Origin of the sequence: Kitasatospora sp. NPDC036755 (assembly GCF_040636595.1) — a bacterium.
Taxonomy (GTDB): Bacteria; Actinomycetota; Actinomycetes; order Streptomycetales; family Streptomycetaceae; genus Kitasatospora.
Window position 1 is genome coordinate 1 of record NZ_JBEZUT010000143.1, and the last position, 21,201, is coordinate 21,201.

22 protein-coding genes and 1 pseudogene are annotated in these 21,201 nt (G+C 74.6%); 10 read left to right on the forward strand and 13 right to left on the reverse strand.

The window, feature by feature from the left end; genetic code table 11:
* The 4 genes and pseudogenes from AB0E96_RS21690 to cpt form a co-directional block, all read left to right on the forward strand.
* A pseudogene (locus tag AB0E96_RS21690) lies at nucleotides 1–237 on the forward strand (magnesium chelatase); the annotation flags it as partial.
* Between the two features lie 6 nt (nucleotides 238–243).
* A complete protein-coding gene (cobO, locus tag AB0E96_RS21695) occupies nucleotides 244–849 on the forward strand; it encodes a cob(I)yrinic acid a,c-diamide adenosyltransferase (RefSeq protein ID WP_359826074.1) in 606 nt (201 codons plus the stop codon).
* Nucleotides 850–865: 16 nt separating this feature from the next.
* Complete coding sequence (locus AB0E96_RS21700; protein WP_359826076.1) at nucleotides 866–2,293, forward strand: cobyrinate a,c-diamide synthase; 1,428 nt, start codon at nucleotides 866–868, stop codon at nucleotides 2,291–2,293.
* Nucleotides 2,294–2,339: 46 nt separating this feature from the next.
* Complete coding sequence (gene cpt, locus AB0E96_RS21705; RefSeq protein WP_359826117.1) at nucleotides 2,340–2,906, forward strand: chloramphenicol phosphotransferase CPT; 567 nt, start codon at nucleotides 2,340–2,342, stop codon at nucleotides 2,904–2,906.
* 13 nt (nucleotides 2,907–2,919) lie between these two features.
* Here the strand turns inward: cpt and AB0E96_RS21710 are convergent, their stop codons facing one another.
* Complete coding sequence (locus tag AB0E96_RS21710; RefSeq protein ID WP_359826078.1) at nucleotides 2,920–3,612, reverse strand: TetR/AcrR family transcriptional regulator; 693 nt, start codon at nucleotides 3,610–3,612, stop codon at nucleotides 2,920–2,922.
* Between the two features lie 129 nt (nucleotides 3,613–3,741).
* On the opposite strand from AB0E96_RS21710, the gene AB0E96_RS21715 reads away from it, so the two are divergent.
* Nucleotides 3,742–4,935 carry an FAD-dependent monooxygenase gene (locus AB0E96_RS21715; RefSeq protein WP_359826079.1) on the forward strand — a complete coding sequence of 398 codons (1,194 nt, stop codon included), beginning with the start codon at nucleotides 3,742–3,744 and terminating at the stop codon, nucleotides 4,933–4,935.
* A 97-nt stretch (nucleotides 4,936–5,032) separates the two neighbouring features.
* Here the strand turns inward: AB0E96_RS21715 and AB0E96_RS21720 are convergent, their stop codons facing one another.
* Both AB0E96_RS21720 and AB0E96_RS21725 read right to left on the reverse strand, forming a co-directional pair.
* Nucleotides 5,033–5,485 carry a hypothetical protein gene (locus AB0E96_RS21720; protein WP_359826081.1) on the reverse strand — a complete coding sequence of 151 codons (453 nt, stop codon included), beginning with the start codon at nucleotides 5,483–5,485 and terminating at the stop codon, nucleotides 5,033–5,035.
* 100 nt (nucleotides 5,486–5,585) lie between these two features.
* Nucleotides 5,586–6,095, reverse strand: a complete 510-nt coding sequence (locus tag AB0E96_RS21725) for a MarR family transcriptional regulator (protein WP_359826084.1) — start codon at nucleotides 6,093–6,095, stop codon at nucleotides 5,586–5,588.
* Nucleotides 6,096–6,277: 182 nt separating this feature from the next.
* On the opposite strand from AB0E96_RS21725, the gene AB0E96_RS21730 reads away from it, so the two are divergent.
* From AB0E96_RS21730 to AB0E96_RS21740, 3 genes are all read left to right on the forward strand, one after another.
* Complete coding sequence (locus AB0E96_RS21730; RefSeq protein ID WP_359826086.1) at nucleotides 6,278–7,216, forward strand: EamA family transporter; 939 nt, start codon at nucleotides 6,278–6,280, stop codon at nucleotides 7,214–7,216.
* 164 nt (nucleotides 7,217–7,380) lie between these two features.
* Nucleotides 7,381–8,184: a serine hydrolase gene (locus AB0E96_RS21735; protein ID WP_359826088.1), complete on the forward strand. Its 804-nt coding sequence runs from the start codon at nucleotides 7,381–7,383 to the stop codon at nucleotides 8,182–8,184.
* Nucleotides 8,185–8,211: 27 nt separating this feature from the next.
* On the forward strand, nucleotides 8,212–9,165 hold the full coding sequence (locus tag AB0E96_RS21740; RefSeq protein WP_359826091.1) for a hypothetical protein: 954 nt from the start codon (nucleotides 8,212–8,214) through the stop codon (nucleotides 9,163–9,165).
* 16 nt (nucleotides 9,166–9,181) lie between these two features.
* Here AB0E96_RS21740 and AB0E96_RS21745 read toward each other — a convergent pair whose 3' ends face one another.
* The 4 genes from AB0E96_RS21745 to AB0E96_RS21760 form a co-directional block, all read right to left on the reverse strand.
* Complete coding sequence (locus AB0E96_RS21745) at nucleotides 9,182–9,952, reverse strand: hypothetical protein (protein WP_359826093.1); 771 nt, start codon at nucleotides 9,950–9,952, stop codon at nucleotides 9,182–9,184.
* Between the two features lie 122 nt (nucleotides 9,953–10,074).
* Nucleotides 10,075–11,100: a TolB-like translocation protein gene (locus tag AB0E96_RS21750; RefSeq protein WP_359826119.1), complete on the reverse strand. Its 1,026-nt coding sequence runs from the start codon at nucleotides 11,098–11,100 to the stop codon at nucleotides 10,075–10,077.
* A gap of 2 nt (nucleotides 11,101–11,102) precedes the next feature.
* A complete protein-coding gene (locus tag AB0E96_RS21755; protein WP_359826121.1) occupies nucleotides 11,103–12,449 on the reverse strand; it encodes an MFS transporter in 1,347 nt (448 codons plus the stop codon).
* 122 nt (nucleotides 12,450–12,571) lie between these two features.
* Complete coding sequence (locus AB0E96_RS21760) at nucleotides 12,572–13,519, reverse strand: alkaline phosphatase family protein (protein ID WP_359826095.1); 948 nt, start codon at nucleotides 13,517–13,519, stop codon at nucleotides 12,572–12,574.
* Between the two features lie 256 nt (nucleotides 13,520–13,775).
* Here AB0E96_RS21760 and AB0E96_RS21765 point away from each other — a divergent pair, with 256 nt between their 5' ends.
* Both AB0E96_RS21765 and cobC read left to right on the forward strand, forming a co-directional pair.
* Nucleotides 13,776–14,204, forward strand: coding sequence for a cobalamin biosynthesis protein (locus tag AB0E96_RS21765; protein WP_359826098.1), 429 nt, complete (start codon nucleotides 13,776–13,778; stop codon nucleotides 14,202–14,204).
* A gap of 113 nt (nucleotides 14,205–14,317) precedes the next feature.
* Complete coding sequence (gene cobC / locus AB0E96_RS21770; RefSeq protein ID WP_359826101.1) at nucleotides 14,318–15,364, forward strand: Rv2231c family pyridoxal phosphate-dependent protein CobC; 1,047 nt, start codon at nucleotides 14,318–14,320, stop codon at nucleotides 15,362–15,364.
* 99 nt (nucleotides 15,365–15,463) lie between these two features.
* Here cobC and AB0E96_RS21775 read toward each other — a convergent pair whose 3' ends face one another.
* From AB0E96_RS21775 to glnII, 6 genes are all read right to left on the reverse strand, one after another.
* Nucleotides 15,464–16,300, reverse strand: coding sequence for an MOSC N-terminal beta barrel domain-containing protein (locus AB0E96_RS21775; RefSeq protein ID WP_359826103.1), 837 nt, complete (start codon nucleotides 16,298–16,300; stop codon nucleotides 15,464–15,466).
* Nucleotides 16,282–16,860 carry a hypothetical protein gene (locus AB0E96_RS21780; RefSeq protein WP_359826105.1) on the reverse strand — a complete coding sequence of 193 codons (579 nt, stop codon included), beginning with the start codon at nucleotides 16,858–16,860 and terminating at the stop codon, nucleotides 16,282–16,284. The genes AB0E96_RS21775 and AB0E96_RS21780 overlap by 19 nt, the downstream gene beginning before the upstream one ends.
* Nucleotides 16,861–16,936: 76 nt before the next feature.
* Nucleotides 16,937–18,034 (reverse strand): LLM class flavin-dependent oxidoreductase, encoded by a 1,098-nt coding sequence (locus AB0E96_RS21785; protein ID WP_359826108.1) that lies wholly within the window; start codon nucleotides 18,032–18,034, stop codon nucleotides 16,937–16,939.
* A 259-nt stretch (nucleotides 18,035–18,293) separates the two neighbouring features.
* Nucleotides 18,294–18,731: a hypothetical protein gene (locus tag AB0E96_RS21790; RefSeq protein ID WP_359826110.1), complete on the reverse strand. Its 438-nt coding sequence runs from the start codon at nucleotides 18,729–18,731 to the stop codon at nucleotides 18,294–18,296.
* 208 nt (nucleotides 18,732–18,939) lie between these two features.
* A complete protein-coding gene (locus AB0E96_RS21795) occupies nucleotides 18,940–19,572 on the reverse strand; it encodes a hypothetical protein (RefSeq protein ID WP_359826112.1) in 633 nt (210 codons plus the stop codon).
* A 217-nt stretch (nucleotides 19,573–19,789) separates the two neighbouring features.
* Nucleotides 19,790–20,812: a glutamine synthetase gene (gene glnII / locus AB0E96_RS21800; protein ID WP_359826115.1), complete on the reverse strand. Its 1,023-nt coding sequence runs from the start codon at nucleotides 20,810–20,812 to the stop codon at nucleotides 19,790–19,792.
* Nucleotides 20,813–21,201 lie beyond the last annotated feature (389 nt).

Genomic DNA, 21,201 nt, shown 5'->3' on the forward strand with positions numbered 1-21,201 from the left:
GACGCGCTCGCGCAGTCGCACCGCGCGGCCGGGCTGTTCGCGGCGCAGGGCACCGCGAGCGTGGTGCTGGACTGCGAGTCCGGCCCGGTCCGCCTGGGCCTCGCCCGCACCCTCGCCGGGCGGCTCGGCGGCACCGCCGTCAGCCTGGACGAGCTGCGCGCCGAGGGCGTGGCCTCGCTCGTCCGCGAGAACCGTTCCGCGCACCGCGCGACCACCACGATGCGAAAGGCGGCCTGAGCCGACATGCCCAAGGGTGTCCCCGAGAGCGTCCCCGACGACGGCCTGACGACCCGTCAGCGCCGCACGCAGCCGATCACCGCCGTGCACACCGGGCCCGGCAAGGGCAAGTCCACGGCCGCGTTCGGCATGGCGCTGCGGGCCTGGAACCAGGGCTGGTCGGTCGGGGTGTTCCAGTTCGTGAAGTCCGCCAAGTGGAAGGTCGGCGAGGAGAACGCCCTGCGCGTACTCGGCGCCTCCGGCGAGGGCGGCACCGTCGACTGGCACAAGATGGGCTCCGGCTGGTCCTGGATCCAGCGCTCCGCCGAGCAGGAGATGTCCAGCGAGGAGGCGGCCAAGGAGGGCTGGGAGCAGGTCAAGCGGGACCTCGCGGCCGAGACCTACCGCTTCTACGTGCTGGACGAGTTCACCTACCCGATGCACTGGGGGTGGATCGACCCGGACGAGGTGGTGGCCGTGCTCAAGGACCGCCCGGGCAGTCAGCACGTCGTCATCACCGGCCGGTACGCACCCGAGGTGCTGACCGGATTCGCCGACCTGGTCACCGAGATGACCAAGGTCAAGCACCCCATGGACGCCGGCCGCAAGGGCCAGCGCGGCATCGAGTGGTAGATCGAGTGGTAGACCGTTGAGCACCGTCCCCCCGGGCAGTACGCCCCCGCGCACCGTCCCCCGCCTGGTCGTCGCCGCGCCCTCCTCGGGCGCCGGCAAGACCACCGTCGCCACCGGCCTGATCGCGGCGCTCGCCGCGCGCGGGCTGGCGGTGTCCCCGCACAAGGTCGGCCCCGACTACATCGACCCGGGCTACCACGCGCTCGCCGCCGGCCGCCCGGGCCGCAACCTGGACGCCTTCCTGTGCGGGCCGGAGCGGATCGCGCCGCTGTTCCTGCACGGCGCGGCGGGGGCGGACGTCGCGGTGGTCGAGGGCGTCATGGGCCTGTTCGACGGGGCCTCCGGGCGCGGCGAACTGGCCTCCACCGCACACGTGGCCAAGCTGCTGCGGGCACCGGTGGTACTGGTGGTGGACGGCTCCTCGCAGTCCCGCTCGGTGGCCGCGCTGGTGCACGGCTTCGCCTCCTGGGACCCGGAGGTGCGACTCGCCGGGGTGATCCTCAACCGGGTCGCCTCCGACCGGCACGAGCAACTCCTGCGCGAGGCCCTGGAGGAGGGCTCCGGCGTGCCGGTGCTGGGCGCGCTGCGCCGCTCGGCGGCCGTCGCCACGCCGTCCCGCCACCTCGGGCTGATCCCGGCGGTGGAGCGCTCGGCGGAGGCCCTCAAGGCGGTCGCCGACATGGGCGAACTGGTCGCCTCCTCGGTCGACCTCGACGCCCTGCTCGAACTCGCCCGGACCGCGCCCGCACTGGACGCCGAACCGTGGAACCCGGCGGACGAGGTCGCACCGGTGGCCGGCCGGCCGAGGATCGCGGTCGCGGGTGGCGCGGCCTTCTCCTTCTCGTACGCCGAGAACGCCGAACTGCTGGGCGCGGCGGGCGCGGAGGTCGTCCCCTTCGACCCGCTGCACGCCGACGCGCTGCCCGAGGGGACGGCCGGTCTGGTGATCGGCGGCGGGTTCCCCGAGCTCTACGTGCGCGAGCTGAGCGGCAACGCCGCACTGCGCGCCGCCATCGCCTCGTTCGCCGCCGCCGGCGGGCCGATCGCCGCCGAGTGCGCCGGACTGCTCTACCTGGGGCGGGAGTTGGACGGCCTGCCGATGTGCGGCGTGCTGGCCACCGACGCCCGGATGACCGAACGGCTCACCCTGGGCTACCGGGAGGCGGTCGCGCTGCACGACTCCCCGCTCGCCCCGGCCGGCACCAGGCTGCGCGGCCACGAGTTCCACCGCACGGTCTGCGAGCCCGGCGCGGGCGAACTCCCCGCCTGGGGCTGGCGCCTGCCCACCGGCCCCCGCACCGAGGGCTTCGCCGCCGGCAACGTGCACGCGTCCTACCTGCACCTGCACTGGGCGGGCGCGCCGGCACTGGCCTCCTCCTTCACCGGCGCGGCGGCCGCCTTCGCGGCGGGCTCCGCCGCCACGCCGGGCGGCGGGCGGGGATAACGCCGCGACACCCCGAGGCGGGCGGGTCTAGGGTGCCCGCATGCATGTGATCGTCCTCAACGGCGGCTCCAGCTCGGGCAAGTCGAGCATCGCCCGATGCCTGCAGGAACTGCTGCCGGAGCCCTGGCTGCACCTCGGCACGGACACCATGGTCGAGGCGCTGCCGCCGTCGCTGCGTTCCGGCGGCGAGGGGATCGGCGGGCTCGAGGGCGGGGACGGGACGGTCGAGGTCGGCCCGGTCTTCGCCGCGCTGGACGCCGCCTGGACGCTCGGGGTGGCGGCGATGGCCCGGGCCGGAGCCCGGGTCGTGGTGGACGAGGTGTTCCTCGGCGGCGCCGCCTCGCAGGCCCGGTGGCGGGCGGCGCTGGAGGGCCTGGACGTGCTCTGGGTCGGGGTGCGCTGCGATCCGGCGGCGGCGGAGGAGCGGGAGGCCGCGCGCGGCGACCGGGTGGCCGGGATGGCCGCCGCGCAGGCGGAGGCGGTGCACCGGGGGGTCGCGTACGACCTGGTGGTGGACTCCACGCGGGCGTCCGCGGCGGACTGCGCCCGGACGGTGGCCGCGCGGGTGGCCGCGGTCGACTCGTCCCGCCCGCGGGCGGGCGCCCCGGAGTAGCGCCGCCCGCGGACTACTCCCGGTCAAGCAGCGCGGAGAGGTAGCGCGCCACCTCGTCGCGCAGTTCCTCCGGCGCCGGGATGTGCCAGTGTCCGCTGCCCGCCGTCGCGTTGAACAGGACCCCGTCGCACCAGCGGATCAGGCGGCGGGCGTCGGCCGCCGGGTCGGCCGAGCCGGACCGCCCGAGCAGTTCGGCGGCGATGTCCGCGAAGCGCCCGCCCAGACGGTCGTAGACGACGCGCAGTTCGGGCCGCCGGGTGGCCTCCAGGGCGAGTTCCAGACGGGCCAGGGTGAGCCGGCGGCCGCTGGTGAGCGCCTGGTACAGCACGTCGGCGCCGACCCGGACGAGGAGGTCGCGCGCGGCGGCGGGGGCGGGCGGGGCGGCGACGGGCGGGAGCGTGGCGGGAGAGAGCGCGGTGGAAGAGCGCGCGGTGGAAGAGCGCGCGGCGGAAGAGCGCGCGGCGGAAGAGCGCGCGGCGGGCGGGTCCTCGGCGAGGACCGGGTAGTCCTCGGTCTCCCGCTCGACGATGCGGGTGAGCGCGAGTTCGAGCAGCGCGGCTCTGGTGCGGGCGAGGTTGGAGGTCGATCCGGCGGGCAGGCCAGCCTCCTCGTCGACGGCCCGGTGGGTCAGCCCCCGCAGGCCGCGCTCGGCGATCAGGGCGATGGCGGCATCGGCGATCAGGGTCGGGCGCGGGGGCGTCGTCATGGGTCCGATCATGGCCGTTCTCCTCGGGCGTTCCCAATTCACTACAGCAGTAGTGTGCGCGAACTACATCTGTAGTACGGTGCTGACGGATGAGCACTACGGATGTAGTGAACGGAGAGGAGCCCTCCCATGGGCAGCCCACAGGACAGGCAGCGTGCGATCGTCATCGGCGGCGGCATCGGCGGGCTCACCGCCGCCCTCGCCCTGCACCGGCAGGGCGTCCCGGTCCGCGTCCACGAGCGCGCCGACTCCCTCGAACCCGTCGGCGCCGGACTCGCCCTGGCCCCCAACGCCCTGCGCTCCCTCGACCGGCTCGGCGTCGGCGGACGCCTGCGCGCCCTCGCCGCACCGCACCCCGCCATCGGCCTGCGCCACCCCTCCGGTCGGTGGCTCGCCCGCACCAGCACCTCGGTGTTCGAGTCCTGCTTCGGCGACACCATCGCCGCCGTCGCCCGCGCCGACGTCATCACCGCCCTGGTCGACGCACTCCCGGAGGGCACCGTCCGCACCGGATCGCCCGCCGCCCTCGTCACCCCCGGCGGCGCCACCGAACCCGCTGTCGTCCGCACCGCCGACGGGGAGCAGGAGGCCGGCCTGGTCGTCGCCGCCGACGGCCTCCGCTCGGCGACCCGCAGCCTGCTCTTCCCCCACCACCCCGGCCCCCGCTACAGCGGCTTCACCACCTGGCGCGCCGTCGTCACCCCCGACCGCCGCCCGGCCGCCGTCGGCGAGGTGTGGGGCCGCGGGCGGCTCGCCGGCATCGTCCCGCTCGCCGACGACCGGGTCTACGTCTACGGCGCCGCCCTCGCCCCGGCCGGGGAACGGGCACCGGACGGGGACGAGCGGGCCGAACTCCTGCGCCGCTACGGCGACTGGTGCGCCCCCGTACCGCAGCTGTTCGCCCTCGCCGAACCCGGGCGCGTCCTGCGCCACGACGTCTGGGACCTCGCCGACCCCCTGCCCGCCCACCACCACGGCCGGGTCGCCCTCCTCGGCGACGCCGCCCACGCGATGTGCCCCTTCCAGGGCCAGGGCGCCTGCCAGGCCATCGAGGACGCCGTCGTCCTCGCCTCCCTGCTCGCCCCCGGCGCCGACCCGGCCGCCGCCCTGCCCGCCTACACCGCCGCCCGGCTCCCCCGCACCACCGCCGTCGTCGCCGCCTCGCGCCGCATCGGCGGGCTCGTCGCCCTCCGCTCCCCCGCCGCCACCTTCCTGCGCACCACCGCCCTCACCCTCGCCGGGCTCCTCCCCGCCCGCACCCTGCTGAGCCGCTCGGCCCCGACGTACGACTGGCAGCCCCCGGCCCTCCGCGGCCCGGCTTGAGGAGCCGGCCGCCGAACGGCGCCGACCGGCCGGTTGGCGGGTTGGCCGGTTGGCCGGTTGGTTGACGGGTTGGCCGGTTGGCTGGTGGCCGGCCGGGTCAACCACCCCCACCGAAGGTGCCGTTGAGCGGATCACCCCGGTGGCAGGCGGCGCAGCGCAGCCGGGTGTAGATCGCCACCGCCCCCATGAAGACGTCCTCGCGCCCGTCGGCCGGGGAGGCGGAGGAGGCCGGCTCCCCGCAGTCCAGGCAGACCCGGCGCGGGCGGGCGGCGATCGAGCAGGCGCGGCAGATCAGGTGGGTCGGGTGTTCCGCGTGCACGACGACGGGCTGCGGCCCGCCGTACAGCAGGTGGTCGCACCAGGTGCAGGACTCGTCCGCCTGCGACGCCAGCATCCGGGCCCGGGTCTCCTGCTGCCACGGCGCCGCCTGCCGCAGCGGCACCTTGACCGGCGGCCCCCATCCGGAGGCGGTGAGCCACTGGGCACCCTCCGCTCCGGCGGCCCGCAGTTGGTCGTCGACGGCGATGTCCCTGGGGGTCTTCTCTTTCATCGGGGCGGCCTCTCCTCCGGTGGGCTTCCGCAGGGATAACGCGGCCGGGACGCCGCCGGACACGCCGCCCGGCCGGCGCCGCCCCGCGCCCGGCCCGGGATCAGAGCAGCGGCTCGGTGTCCCCGTGGGCGATGAGGAGCTTGCGCAGCAGTCCGTCGAGCCGGGCGAGCTCGTCCGCGTCGAGGGGCGCGAGGATGCGCTCCTCGTTGCGGACGTGACCGGCCAGGATCTCGTCGATCAGCTCCTTGCCGGCCGGGGTGAGGCGGACGAGGACGGCCCGGCGGTCGGTCGGGCAGGGGTTGCGCTCGACCAGCCCCTTGGCGGACAGCCGGTCGACCCGGTTGGTGATGGCCCCGGAGGTGACCATCGCCGACTTGAGCAGCGCGCGGGCGTTGAGCTCGTACGGCTCGCCGGAGCGGCGCAGGGTGGCCAGCACGTCGAACTCGGAGGAGTCCAGGCCGCAGGCGGTGAAGTACTCGCGCAGGGCGTTGTCGACCCTGACGTTGAGCCGCCGCAGCCGGCCGATCAGGGCCATCGGCCCGGCGTCCAGGTCGGGGCGGGCCCTGGCCCACTGCTCGACGATGTCGTCCACGGTGTCGCGTTGCCGCATGTCCGCCGCCCTCCCGGAGCCGTCCGTCCGTCGCTCGTCAGTTGCTCGTCGCTCGCCCGCCCGTCGTCCGCGCGGGCCCTCGACCCGTCCAAGATATCTCAACATTCACATACTTGACGTTCATCGATCCCGAGCGTAGAAAGTATCTCAACGTTCAGATAATCAACGTTCAGGGGGACGTCATGGCCGTCATCGACCGCAAGCGCGCGGGGATCGCCGTCACCGCCGCACTCGCCCCGGCCGCCTGGGGCACCACCTACCTCGTCACCACCCAGCTGCTGCCCGAGGGCCGCCCCCTCCTTCTCGCCGCGCTCCGCGCGCTCCCGGCCGGACTGCTCCTGCTGCTGATCGGCCGTCGACTTCCCAAGGGGCGCTGGTGGGGGCGCGCGGCCGTGCTCGGGATGCTCAACATCGGACTGTTCTTCCCGCTGATGTTCGTCGGCGCCTACCGCCTGCCGGGCGGCGTCGCCGCCACCATCGGGGCGATCCAGCCACTGCTCGTCGCCGGGTTCTCGATCGGCGTGCTGCGGGTGCGGCCCGGACGGCGGGCGGTGACCGCCGGACTGGTCGGGGTCGGCGGCGTGGCCCTGCTGGTGCTCAAGAGCGGCGCCCGGCTGGACGGCCTCGGAGTCGTCTCGATGGTCGCCGGGGTCTCGCTGATGGCCCTGGGCACCGTCCTCACCCGCCGCTGGGGCCGGCCCGAGGGCGCCACCCTGCTCGACCTCACCGCCTGGCAGCTCCTGGCCGGCTCGGTCTTCCTCGTTCCGCTCGCCGCCCTGGTCGAGGGCGCACCGCCCGCCCTGACCGCCGCCAACCTGGCCGGCTTCGCCTACCTCGGCCTCGTCGGCACCGCGCTCGGCTACTTCCTCTGGTTCCGCGGCATCGAACGCCTCGGCGCCGGCCCGGCCTCCTTCCTGGGCCTGATCAACCCGGTCGTCGCCACCCTCGGCGGCCTCATCGTCCTCGGCCAGACCCTCACCCCCTGGCAGTTCCTCGGCCTCCTCCTCGCCCTCGCCGCCATGCTCGCCGGCCAATCCCCCACCCGCCGCACCCCCACCCCCGCTCCCGCTCCCGCTCCCGCTCCCGAGGCCACCACCCCCCAACCCGCCCACGCCCACTGACCCCCAGCCGCCCCCTCGAACGCCTACCGGCCTCCGCCCGCAGGCGTTCGATCGCTCCCCGCCACTCCGCCCGCCCGATCTCCGGACCGGAGCGTACGGCGCCCACATCCGGGTAGGGAGCGGTTGGCCCGACCCAACCAGGTCGGAAGGAAGGGGATTGCCCGATGGCCGGTTCCGACGGACTGCGCTCCGCGATCGCCGCACAGATCGAGGGGTTCGCGACAGCCGCCGACTCAGGCGTGCGCAGCGTCCTGGTCAAGACGCTCGACCACCCCCGGATTACCGTCGCCCACCGGGCGGACCTGCAGCTTCCGTCGGCAAGCCTGGCCAAGATGATTCTCGGGGTCGCCCTCTTCGACTCGGCGGAACGCGGCGAACTCGACCTCGATGAGCGGGTCCGGATCGGGGCTCTCCCGGGCACGATGTATCCGAGCGTGCTTCAGGCCCTCGACCCCGACTCGACCGTCAGCGTCCGGGAGTTGTGCGGCTTCGCCCTCGTGACCAGCGACAATCCGGCCGCCGAACACGTACGCACCGTCCTGGGCCAGGAGCGGATCGACGCCACCATCAAGGCCGTCGGACTGCACGGCACGGCCTTCCCGGCCGGGTTCTCCGAGCGGGAACTCGGTCCGCTCGGCCGGGCCAACACCACCACCGCCGAGGACATGCTGCAACTGGTCGAGTACATCGACCGGACGCCCCACCTCGATCCGGTCCGACGCTACCTGGTCAACTACCTGCGGAACGACCGGATTCCGTCCCGTCTGGACGACGACGTCCCGGTCCGGCACAAGACCGGGAGCCTGCGCGGCATCGTGAACGACGCGGGCATCGTCCTGCACCCCGCGAACCGCATCGCCATGGTCTTCCTGACCGAGGGGCAGGCGGATAACGTTCGTACGGCACAGGAGATCGGGGAGGTCTCCGAGCGAATCGTCAGGATCATCGCAGAGGGGTCGGCGCTCTGACGCCGCCCACGGGGGTGACGCGTGGCCGTGTCTCGTGAACGACAACTGCGCAAGATCCTCGCGCTGGTCAACACCCTCGCACTGATGGTGGGACTGGTGTGCGTGGTGACCGCGGCACTGATGACCCATCAGCAGGTCCTCGCCACCGTCCTCAGCCTCATCGGCGGCGCCTTCGTGTCGGCGGCGGCCGTCACACTGGCCATCGGATCCCTCACCGTGCGGGAGACCACGGAGCAGGTGGACAGCGCCGTGCTGCGCGGCATGCAGGACGTCCTCGGCCCGGTGCGCGACCCGCTGTTCGCCGGCGCTCTCTCCGCCTACCGCTACGACTGCCTGCTCTCGCCCGCGCCGGGCGGTGACGCCCATCCCGACTACCTCTACCAGAGCTTCCGGATCTCCTACCGGATCGAGGCCTTACCCGCAACGGTGACGATCGCCTGCCTCGCCTCCAATGACGACGCCGGCCTGGACGGCTTCACCGGGCCCGAGTGCCTGCTCCGGTGGATGATCGACGACAACCTGGATCCCGACGACCCGGCAGTCTTCACGGTCGGCGCGGTCCGGGTCGACAACCGGGAACTGGACCGCGCTTCCGCGACGCATGAGGACGTCGCCGGCGGGCGCGCGAGGATCGAACACTTCTCGGTCCCGCGCGAGGCCCAGACCACCGCGGGCCATCTGGTGGAGCTGAGCGTCACGGCACGCAAGTTCGTGGGCAACGACCGACGGATCCGGATCCAGGCCCAGGTGTTCCGCCATGTCACCGATGCCGAGTACCGCCTCACCATCGATCCGGCGCTCAGGCCGACCCGCCTGAGCGTGAACGCCTCCGAGATCAGCGCGCTCGGCGCCTCCCACGGTGCGAGCGTCCGTGCCACCTTCCCCGCGCCGTTCAACAACACCGCCGGGTTGATCCAGCTCCCGTTCCCGCTGCAGCCCGGCAGCGTCATGGCCTTCACCATCGATCGGGACGTGGCCTGACACTCCCGACCGGGGGTCAGCCGGTGGCGCGGATGTAGATGTCGGCGGCGCCGGGGAGGCCGCCGGGGATGGTGGCGACGTAGATGCGGCGGGCGGTGGGGGCGGGGAGGTCGGTGGGGCTGGGGGTGGGGGTCCAGGTCGGGGTGGCGGGTTCGGGGGTGGGGTCGGCGGCCGGGGCGACGGCGGGAGCCGGGTCCTCGGTGCCTTCCGGGTCCTCGGCGTCGGCGGGGGCCTCGTCGGAGTCCTGCTCCGGGGTGTCGGTGGTGTCGGACTCCGGGGACGGGGACGGGGACGGGCTCTCCGTGGGCGCGGCGGTGGCGGGCGGCAGTGGGGAGCTCGGGAGCACCGGGGCCATGGCCGGCTCGTCGCCGCCGAGGGCGGCGTGCAGGTCGGCCGGGAGCGGGGCGGCCGGGCCGGGCGAGGGGAGGTCGTAGGCGCTGAGGAAGTCGCCGAGGCCGGGGGCCCGGCCGCCGCCGAGGCGGTAGTGCAGGTAGGCGACGGCGCCGCCGTCGGAGGTGTGGGTGTAGACGGCCCCGACCGGCACGTAGAACCGGCCGAGGCCGGGGTGCTGGGAGGGGTGGAAGCCCGCCAGGCGTTCGGCGCGGTCGCGGTCGGTCTCGCGGCCGGTGCCGCCGGCGGTGAGCGCGTTGACGCCGCGCACCACGAGGGCGGCGACGACGGACACGAAGAGGACCAGTCCGACGGCGACGGTGCGTCGCAGGACCGGGCGTCCGTGCAGGGCGGGCCAGGAGTCGGTCACCATGCGCTCGGGTGGGATGCCGTCCACGGTTGTCTCGCTCCCCCGTTCGATCAGGACGCTCGATCAGGACGTCTGATCAGGACATTCGTTCCGGACACCTGACCAGGGCGTCACACTCTGCTCGACGTGGGACGCTAGCCGAGAGTTCCTCAGCCCAGGTAGGCGGGGGCGACCGCGGCCTTCGTCACGGGCTGCGCGCTGCCCGAACCGTCCGCCGGGACGGTCCACAGATCTGCACCGTAGTCGCCGGGCAGGGCGTAGACCAGGGCGCCTTCCGCGGACCAGAGCGCCTGGTCGTCGATGTTGCGCTGCTCGGCGGTGGCGGTCTCGGTCATGGTGGCGAGGTCGAGCACGTACAGCCGCCAGGGGGCGTCGGCGGGCAGGCCGGGGACGCGCTTCTTGTACGCGACGCGGGTGCCGTCCGGGGAGAGGGAGGGGCACTCGACGTTGTCGTGCAGGGCGGTGAGGGTGCGGGCGGCGAGGTCGCCGCGGACGAGGTGGGTCTGCCCGGCGCTGGCGAGGGTGGCGTAGAAGGTGTTGTCGTCGGCGAAGGTGACGCCCCAGATGTTGACGTCGTGCGCCTGGTACGGATGGCCGTCCAGGACGACGGCGAAGTCCTCCAGGTTGTCCTGCAGGTTCCAGTCCCGGACGTCCACGATGGACGTGCGGGTGGAGAAGTCGCTGCCCGCGTAGGAGTCGCCGCTGACGAAGACCGTCCAGGCGGCCAGGTGCCCGGACGGGGAGACCCGGGAGCGGGTGGGGATGCCGGCCGCCGGGAACGAGTGGAGCTCGCGCAGGTGGTCGTCCAGGACGACGGCGCGGTAGGTGTCCTCCAGCGCCCCGTGCTGGGCCTGGAGGCAGATGCCGGTGCCCGCGGCGGCGTGGAAGCGCAGGCACTGGACGCCGGAGGCGGTGCGCGGGCCGTCGGGGCGGTCGGCCGGGACGGTGGTGATCTCGTCCCGGTGCGGGCCCCAGGCCATGTTGCGGAACAACAGCTGTCGTCCGCCGCTCCTCACCTGTAGTGACACCGGACCGGACTCGACGGACGGCCCGCCGGGCTGGGCCTGGTCCCGGCGGGCGGTGCGGCCGGAGGCGTGCAGGACGGCCCCGGTGCCGACCGCGCCGAGCAGCACGACGGCGACCAGCAGGATGATCACCCTGGTCCGGTTCTGCAGGTTCATCGGGTCTCCTCGGGGTTCTTCTCTGGGTTCTCCCCCGGGCCCTTCCCCGGGCCCTTCCCGGCGACGGCTCCGGACGGGTCCGGACCCACGGGCCCCGCCGGGCGCAGCACCGCCGGGCGCAGCACCGCCGCCGCGCCGAGCACGCACAGCGCCAGCGCGCCCGCCGACCAGCCCAGCGCCGTCGGCCCGCCGACCGCGCCCCACAGCGCGCCGAACAGCAGCGAGCAGGCGAACCGGGCGAGCGCCTGCCCGGTGCCGACCAGGGCGAGCCCGGCGCCGCGCTGGTCGGCGGGTACGGCGTCCGCGGCCGCGGCGGCGAGCACCCCGTCGGTGGCGGCGTAGAAGGTGCCGTGCAGCACCAGCACGCAGAGCACCGCCGGCAGCCCGCGCAGCGGTGAGAGCAGCAGCCCGTACGCGAGCAGCAGCACCACGTGCCCGGCGAGGAAGAGCCGGTGGCGGCCGATCCGGTCGGCGAGCGCGCCGAGCGGGACGGCGAGCAGCAGGAAGGCCGCCGCGGTGCCCAGCGGCAGCAGCGGGAAGAGGCCGACGGGGAGGTCCAGTCGGCGCTGGACGAGCAGGTAGAGGAAGGAGTCGCTGACGGTGGTGAGGCCGAGCAGGACGGCGCAGAGCGTCAGCCGGCGCAGTTCCGGCAGCCGCAGCAGGGTGAGACCGGCCCGCAGCGAGGGCGAGGGTGTCGACAAGTCGTCACCCTTCTGCCGGTTCGGCACGAACAGCAGCAGGATCAGCACACCGAGCGCCGCGACGCACGAGCTGACCGTGAACACCGCGTCGTAGCCGTGCCGTTCGCCGCCGTCGGCGAGCAGCGGGCCGCCGGCCAGCCGCAGCACCAGGAAGGCGGTGAGCGGGCCGAGCAGGGCGCCGGTCGTGTCCATCGCCCGGTGCACCCCGAACGCCCGGCCGCGGTGGGCGGGCTCGGTGGCGAGCGAGATCATCGCGTCCCGGGGCGCGGTGCGCAGGCCCTTGCCGGTGCGGTCGACGGCGATCACGGCGCCGATCAGGGGCACGGTGTGGACGAGCAGCAGCAGCGGCCGGCACAGCGCGGACAGCCCGTACCCGACGGCCGCGACGGCCTTGTGCCGGGCGGCGCCGTCGCGGCCGCGGCGGTCGGAGAGGTGGCCGCCGACCAGCCGGACGAGGGCGCTGAAGCCGTTCTGGATGCCGTCGAGCAGGCCGAAGCCGAGCGGGGAGAGGCCGAGGCCGGTGAGCAGGTAGAGCGGGAGGACGGCGGTGACCATCTCGGAGGAGATGTCGGTGACCAGGCTGACGGTGCCGAGGGCGACGACCGCCCCGGGCACGGCGCGCAGGGCGGCGCCCCGCCGCACCGGGCCGGTGGCCGGTGCGGCGGGGGCCTGCGCGTCGGCGGCCGGGGCGTCGGACGGGCCGGGCGCGCTCCCCGGTGCGGCGGGGGCCTTCGAACTGCGGGAGTCCGCGACGTACACGGGCGTCAGTTCCAGATGCCGGTGATGTCGGCGGCGCCCGCGGAGTTGCCCGCGTGGGCGTTGACCCCGGCCAGGTCCTCCAGGGTGTGCAGCACGTCGTAGTGGTTGTAGGTGGTGGCGGTGCTGCTGCCGGGCGCGACGTGGGCGCCGTAGACCAGGGTCGGGATGCGGTTGCCGGACAGCTTGTTGTCCTCGTCGAAGGTGAGCAGGAGCAGGCTGTTGTGGCTCTTCGCCCACTGCGCGTACCCGTCGAGGTTGGCCCGGAGCCAGGAGTCTCCGGTGCCGACGGAGCAGTCGTGCATGTCGTCGCAGAGGTCCGGGACGACGAAGGAGACCGTCGGCAGGGTGGTGTAGTCGCTCGGGAAGGCGTCCATGCCGTACGCGCCGGCGGTGGGCACGTTGCCGAAGCCGAACCACGGGTTGTGCTTCTGGGCGTAGTTCCCGCTGCTGCAGTCGGTGGCGCCCTGGCCGGGCAGGCCCTCGTTGTAGCTGGCCCAGGTCCGGCCGGCGCCGATCAGCTCGGACGCGAGGTTGGGCTCCTGCAGGGCTCCGACGTCCACGCAGCCGTCGTCCACGATGCCCTGGGAGCTGCCGGAGAACAGCATGTAGTAGTTGGGCTGGCTGGGGTGGGTGAGCGCGTAGGACTGGGTCAGCGTCGCGCCGCCGGCCACCAGGGTGCCGTTGATGTACGGGGCCTTGGAGCTGCCGATCACCTGGGAGTAGGCGTGGTTCTCCAGCACGACGACGACCACGTGGTCGGGCGAGGGCAGCCCGGCGGCGTCGGCCGTGTCGGCGGCCGCGCTGCCGCCGGCGGCCCAGAGGCCGAGCGAACCGGCGACCAGGCCGAGGCCGGCGGCCAGCGCGGTGAGCGGGCGCACCGGGCGCAGGGGGCGGCGGGGGCTCGGGGGGCGGAGGGGGGTGCGGCGAGGGGTGCGCAGTCGTGCGAAGGCCATGAGGTCCTCCGGAGGTCGGGGCTTCCTGGCGGGAGCGCCGAGAACAGTAGGAGCGCAGCGGTGTCGTGTACCGCACAACTCAAGTGAAGAACAGGCGAACAGCTACCGCGCCCCGGCGGACCGGCCCGGCAGGCCTGGCCCCGGACCGGACCGGCGGGCCCGGCGGGCCGGCGTCGGACGTCACACCCGCCGCGATTGACCCGTTCCGTCCGGGCGTGGTGGGATCACCGGAGCTTGGGACGAAAGGGTGCGGCACGTGAGCGGACCGATCGCCGCCGCCCCCCGCACCCTGGTGGTCGGGATCGGCGCGAGCACCGGCGCCGGGCGCGCCGAGGTGCTGCGGCTGCTGACGGACACCCTCCGGGAGGCCGGGCTGGCCCCCTCCGAGGTGGCCCGGCTGGCCACCGTGGCGGGCAAGGCCGACCACCCGGCGGTGCGCTGGGCGGCCGACCACCTCCCCGGGGTGCCGGTGGACGAGCACCCGCCCGAGGCGCTCGCGGACGTGCCGGTGCCGAACCCCTCCGCCGCGGTCGGCGCGGCCGTCGGCACCGCGAGCGTGGCCGAGGCGGCGGCACTGGCGAGCGCGCCGGACGGCCGGCTGGTGGTCGCCAAACGGAAGTCGGCCCGGGCGACGGTCGCGATCGCCAGGACGGCGGCGCCCACCGCACCACCCGGCCCGCCCTGAGCGTCCGAGCCGCCCGCACCACCCCGACCCGCCCGCACCACCCCGACCCGGCCGCACATCGCGACCCGGCCGCACCACCCGATTCACCCGCACCACCCAGCGAGGAGCCCCGCGTGACCGCCCCCGAACCCGACCTGCGCCACCACGGCGACGCCGAGGTGCGCGCCGACGGGCTCGGCCTGGTCGACCTCGCCGTCAACGTCCGCACCGGTACTCCCCCGACCTGGCTGCGCGAGCGCCTCGCGGCCACCCTCGGCGACCTCGCCGCCTACCCCGACCAGGGCGCGGCACGCGCCGCGGTGGCCGCCCGGCACGCCCGGCCGGTCGGGGAGGTGCTGCTCACCTCGGGGGCGGCGGAGGCCTTCGTCCTGCTGGCGCGCGTGCTGACGCCACGTCACATCGTCGTCGTGCACCCCCAGTTCACCGAGCCGGAGGCCGCCCTGCGGGACGCCGGGCACCGGGTGCACCGGGTGCTGCTCTCCCCCGGGGACGGGTTCCGGCTGGGCGGCGTCCCCGAGGAGGCGGACCTGGTCGTCCTCGGCAACCCGACCAACCCGACCTCGGTGCTGCACCCCGCCGAGGCCGTCGCCGCACTGGCCCGGCCGGGGCGCACCCTGGTGGTGGACGAGGCGTTCATGGACACCGTCCCCGGGGAGCGGGAGTCGCTCGCCTCCGTCCGGGACCTGCCCGGCCGGGTCGTCGTGCTGCGCAGCCTCACCAAGACCTGGGGCCTGGCCGGACTGCGGATCGGCTACGCGCTCGGCCCCGCACCGCTGATCGCCGAGCTCGGCGCCGCCCAGCCGCTCTGGCCGGTCTCCACCCCGGCGCTGGTGGCCGCCGAGGCCTGCAGCGGCGCCGCGGCGCTCGCCGAGGCGGAGCGGGCGGCGGCCGAACTCGCGCTCTGGCGCGAGCACTTGGTGAAGGGCCTGGCCGCCTTCGACTCGGTGCGGCTGTACGGCGAACCGGCCGCCTCCTTCGTCCTGGTCCGGCTGCCGGAGGCGGCGGCGGTCCGGCGGCGGCTGCGCGAGCACGGCTTCGCCGTCCGGCGCGGGGACACCTTTCCGGGGCTGGGCGAGGAGTGGCTGCGGATCGCCGTCCGGGACGAGGAGACCACGGACCGCTTCCTCGACGCCCTCGGGGCGGTGCTCGGTTCGGCGTGAGGCCCGGACCGGCCGCGCGCCCGGCCGGACCCCCGGCCGAACCCCGGCCGAACCCCCGGCCGAACTCCCGGCCACAGCCGTCGCCGTCGACGTGAGGGCTCAGCCCAGCACGAGCCGGTCCCCGGCCCGGACCGCGCCGGGCACCAGCACCCGGGCGTACACCCCGACGCAGGGCAGCGCCGGCATGCCCTCCAGCGGCACCAGCCGGTTCCGCTCGGCCGGGACGCGCAGCGCCTCGGGGCGCCGGGGCAGCGGCCCGTGCCGCAGCGTGGGGACGGCGCAGCGCGGGGTCGGCGCGAGGATCCGCAGGCGCAGCCCCGGGCCGACCGTCAACTCCCGCCCCACCCAGGCGTTCTCGACGTACCCCTCGCCCTCGGTGCGGACCACCAGGTTGGGCCGGTAGCGCTCGGCCTCGCTCCCGACGGCCCGCAGCGTCGAGGTGGTGACCAGATGCAGCGGCGCGAAGTCGAAGAAGCCGCCGTCCGGTGCGGCTCGGCCCAACTCGTTGACGGTGAAGGCGGTTTCGGCGGCGATACCGCGGGCCAGCACCTCCTCCGGCACGGCCCGCTCGACGGCCGCGCCGGGCGGGCGCTCACCGATCAGCGCGACCTCGCGGCCGAGCGCCGCGGACAGCTCCCGCTCGTCGGCGCCGCGGCCGTCCGGGCCGGTGACCGCCACGCCGCCGTCCGCCGTGGTCCTGGCCGTGTACCCGAGCAGCCCGGCCCACAGCCGGGGCAGCTTGGCGCTGGCCACCCGGCCGGTGGCCAGGTCGAGCAGCGCCCGTTCGCGGTCGCCGGCCAGGCCCCGGCCGGTCACCTCGGCCCGGTCCAGCTCCTCGCCGAGCAGCCCCTTCACCGGGTAGCGCCACAGCCGTTCGACGGTGCCGACCGTCCGCCCCCGGTCCGCTCCCCCGCCCGTCACGCGGCCGCCGCCCACTCCCGCAGCGTCGCGAAGTCGTCGGCCAGCAAACCGATCCGGGGGTTGACGTGCAGGGCGAGGGCCGGTCCGGGGTGGTGGGCGGCGATCCACTCCTCGTCCCGCGGGCCGAGCTCGTCGTCCACCCAGACGAACGGGCGCCCGGCGGCCCAGGCCACCACGTCCCTGGTCTTCCAGTGCAGCCCGTCCGGGTCCCCTCCGAACAGGTCGGACCAGCGGATGTACGGGAGTTCCGGCAGGCCGACCCGCGGGCCTATGTGGGTGTTCGCCTCGCCCATCCACCCGGTGGCCCACACCAGTTCGTACGGCAGCGCCAGCAGTTCCTCGCCGTGCGACGGGTTCAGCCAGACCCGCAGCGGCTTGACCCGGACGGCGGGAGGCTTGGCGTGCCTGGCACGCGTCGCCTCCCGGGCCCGGACCGCCGCCAGGTGCTTCTGCTTCGCCACCCACCAGTCGGGGCGCAGCCGGTGGGTGGCGTAGCCCTCGGGCCTCCGCTTCGGCGCGGCGAAGGGATTGAGCGGTCCGTCCACGTCGAGGAGGAGCAGGGGCTGCTGGGTCATGCCATGAATTCTCGGTCCGGCCGACGGCGCTTGACCAGCGGATTGCGGGTCACGATCGAGCCTCCGGTCTCGGGCCTCACGGGCGCTCCCAGAGGTTGCGGGCCGCGAGCAGCGGCAGCACGCCCTCGCCGAACCAGTACGCCTCCTCCAGGTGCGGCATCCCGCTCAGCACGAACTCGTCGATGCCCAGCCCGTGGTACTCGCAGATCAGGTCCGCGACCTCCCGGTGGCTGCCCACCAGTGCCGTCCCGGCGCCGCCGCGCAGCAGCCCGATCCCGGCCCACAGACCGGGGTGCACCTCCAGCCGCCGGGCCGAGCCGCCGTGCAGCGCGAGCATCCGCCGCTGCCCCTCCGACTCGCTCTCGGCGAGCGCCCGCTGGGTCTCCCGCACCCGGCGCGGGTCCATCGCGGCGAGCAGCCGTTCGGTCTCCGCCCAGGCCTGCGCGGCGGTGTCCCGGGTGATCACGTGCAGCCGGATGCCGAACCGGACGGTCCGGCCCAGGGCGGCGGCCAGGTCGCGGATCCAGCGGATCTTCTCCCCGACCTGGGCGGGCGGTTCGCCCCAGGTCAGGTAGACGTCCGCGTACCGGGCGGCGACCTCGCCGGCGGCCGGGGAGGAGCCGCCGAAGTACACCGACGGCACCGGGTCCGGCAGCCGGTTGAGCCGCGCCCCCTCGACCCTGAGGTGCGGACCGTGGTGGTCGACCGTCTCCCCCGCCCAGAGCCGCCGGGTGATGTCCAGGAACTCCCCGGTCCGCGCGTACCGGGCGTCCTTGTCCAGGAAGTCCCCGTAGGCGCGCTGTTCGGCGGACTCCCCGCCGGTCACCACGTTGAGCAGCAGCCGCCCGCCGGACTGCCGCTGGTAGGTCGCGGCCATCTGCGCGGCCAGCGTGGGGCTGATCTGCCCGGGCCGGAACGCCACCAGGTACTTCAGCCGCTCGGTCACCTGGCTGAGCATCGCGGTGGTCAGCCAGGCGTCCTCGCACCAGGCCCCGGTCGGTGTCAGCGCCCCCTCGAAGCCCAACTGCTCGGCGCTGCGGGCGATCTGGCCGAGGTAGCCGATGCTCGGCGGCCGGTCCGAGCCGGCCGTGCCGGGCGTGGAGCCGTGCCCGCCGCCGACGATCAGCCGGCTGTCGCCGTTGGTGGGGAGGAACCAGTGGAAGGTGAGAGCCATGGACGGACACACTCCTGGGGCCGGTGCTGTCTGCGGTCGGTCGACGGAATCCGCCGACGGCGACAGCCGGCCGCCCACACCCGCCCCAGGTCCACGTGCAGTCGGCGCACGAGGAGGGTCCGGCCCGGAGTGGTCATGGCCCGATTCTCCGCCGCCGCCCCGCCCCGATCAAGACCCGCCCAAGGCCCGCCCCGCCCAAGGCCCACCCCGCCCAAGGCCCGCTCGGCACCTCACCCCGGCCGGGCCGCCGGAGCACCGGTCAGCCGGCGTGCACCGCCGGGGTGTACCAGCCGCTCCAGCCGCCGCCCGAGTTCCGGTCGATGTACTGCTGGAAGCCGTCGGCGCCGCGCGCGGTGAGGGTGAGGGCACCGTTCACGCTGGAGCTGACGATGGTGATCCGGCTGACCAGGTTGCCGCCCATCCTGGTCCAGGCGCTCAGCTGGTTGGTGTTGCCGATCGTCCAGCGCGTCCACATGGCGTGGTCGGTGCCGACCACGAAGACCTGCTGGGTGCCGTCCCGGAAGGTGTGGAACGTCTGACCGCCAACGCCGTAGTCACCGCCGCACAGAAAGTCGCCACCGAAGATCGTGCTGCCGCAGTGCGCGGGGCTGCTGACGGCGGCCGAGGCGGGAGCCGCGGTGAGGCCGATGCCGGCGAGGACGGCGGCGGCCGCGACGGCCCCCTTGATCTTGTTCACTTCTGCTCCTGAGTGGTCGGGACCGGGCCCGTCCGGCGGGCCTTCACCGGTAGCAACGGGGGCTCCACCCCAGCGAGTTCACGCGAGATCGCCGGTCCTGGTGCGACGGGACGCCCTCCGGCCCCGGGGCGGTCCGGAGCGGCCCCGGGCCGGTCCGCGACCGCTCCGGACCGTCCGGGACGCCCCGTCCGCCCCGGGCCCCGGGCGCCTACCGCGCCGTCCAGGCGGTCCAGCTGCCGTTGGTGTCCCGGGCCCGGGACCAGGTCCGGCCGTCGGCGCCGGGCACGTCGATACGGAAGGCGCCGCCCACGGTCTGCGCGGTGATCTCGACCTTGCCGGCCATGTTGCCGCCGAGGGACGTCCAGGCGGTCAGCTTGGTGGAGTTGGCGATCGTCGACCGCGTGTACACCGCGTGGTTGGTGCCGACCACCAGGATCAGCCGGGTGCCGTCCCGGGAGGTGAAGAAGGTCGAACCGCTGCCGTAGGGGCCGCCGCAGTAGAACGTGCCACCGAACAGCTGGTCGCCGCAGGTCGTGACGCCCGAGGAGATCGGGCCGCTCCCGGAGTCGGCCGACTCGACGGCGAGACTCTGGACCGCCCCCGGCTTGCCGGGCTTGCCCGGCTTCGCGGGCACGCCCGGGGTGATCGGCACGCCCGGGGTCACGGGCACACCCGGCACCGTGATCGGCTTGCCCGGCTTGACCGGCACGCCCGGGGTCACCGGCACGCCCGGCACCGTGATCGGCTTGCCCGGCTTGGTGGCTGCCGAGGCGGGGGCCACGGTCAGTCCGATGCCCGCGAGGACGGCGGCGGACACGAGGGCCACCTTGAACTTCTTCATGCGCGCTCCTGAGTGAACGGTACGGACCCCGGAATCCGACCGGCCGGCGGGGACGCACCCCGCGGCCGTTCCGGCCGGCCCTCACCGGTAGCAACGGCGGCCCCGGGCAGTCGAGTTCAACCACCGAAGGCCGGATCTCCGGGTGCCGGACACACGACCGCCGGGCCTCCCCCGCATGGAGGGGAGGCCCGGCGGGATGCTCGGGAGGCGCGGTGGATCAGACCTGGCCGGCCTTCTCCAGGGCCTCGCAGCAGGTGTTGATCAGGAGCCGGGTGACGACGTACGGGTCGACGTTGGCGTTCGGGCGACGGTCCTCGATGTAGCCCTTCTTGTCCACCTCGACCTGCCACGGGATGCGCACGGAGGCGCCGCGGTCGGAGACGCCGTAGCTGTAGACGTTCCACGGGGCGGTCTCGTGCTTGCCGGTCAGGCGGGACTGGATGTCGTGGCCGTACTGGTTGACGTGCTCCAGCACCTTCTCCTGCGAGGAGCCGAGCGACTCGCAGGCGGTGATGATGGCGTCGTAGCCCTCGCGCATCGCCTTGGTGGAGAAGTTGGTGTGGGCACCCGCGCCGTTCCAGTCACCCCGAGCCGGCTTGGCGTCGAGGGTGGCGTCGATGCCGAACTCCTCGGCGGTGCGGTAGAGCAGGTAGCGGGCGATCCACATGTCGTCCGAGACGGTCAGCGCGTCGACGGGGCCGATCTGGAACTCCCACTGGCCAGGCATGACCTCGGCGTTGATGCCGCAGATGGCCAGGCCGGCGTCGATGCAGCGGTCCAGGTGCAGCTCGACGATCTCACGGCCGAAGACCTCCTCGGCGCCGACGCCGCAGTAGTAGCCGCCCTGCGGGGCCGGGAAGCCGCCCTCCGGGAAGCCGAGCGGGCGGGAGCCCTTGAAGAAGGTGTACTCCTGCTCGATGCCGAAGATCGACTCCTGCGCGGCGTACTTCTCGGCGACCTCACGCAGCAGGGCGCGGGTGTTGGAGACGTGCGGGGTGCCGTCCGTCTCCAGGACCTCGCAGAGGACCAGGATGTGGTCGCCGCCGCGGATCGGGTCCGGCGTCACCCGCACCGGGTTCAGCACGCGGTCCGAGGCGTGGCCCTCGGCCTGGCTGGTCGAGGAACCGTCGAAGCCCCAGGTCGGGATCTTGTCGGCGTTGGGCAGGACGCGAGTCTTGGAACGGAGCTTCGCGGTCGGCTTGGTGCCGTCGATCCAGATGTACTCGGCCTTGATTGCCACGTCGTGTCCCTCGCATTGCTGGGTGGTGGGTGCCCGCGTAGCGTTGCAAGCCGCCGTTTCCCGGTTGTTCCTCTCGTGTAACGCGCATGTGAACCAACCGTCCGCATTGGCACCGTCACGGTGCGGGAGTGCCGGAGGCGGCACTCCCGCCGTTCCGCGTGCCGTCGGTGGCGGCACCGGCCCGGTCAGTGACGGCACCGACCCGGCCGGTGGCGGCGGACGCGACCGGCGGCGGCCGGTGTGATCAGTGGCGGCGGGCGTGCGCGGCGCGGCGGCGCCGGGTGGCCCAGAGCGCCGACCCGGTGTTCCGCGCCCGCCTCGCCAAGGCGCCGGAGGAGGACCCGCAGGCGGCCGTCCTGGAGTGGGCCGGCGTCTTCGGCAACCCGCTG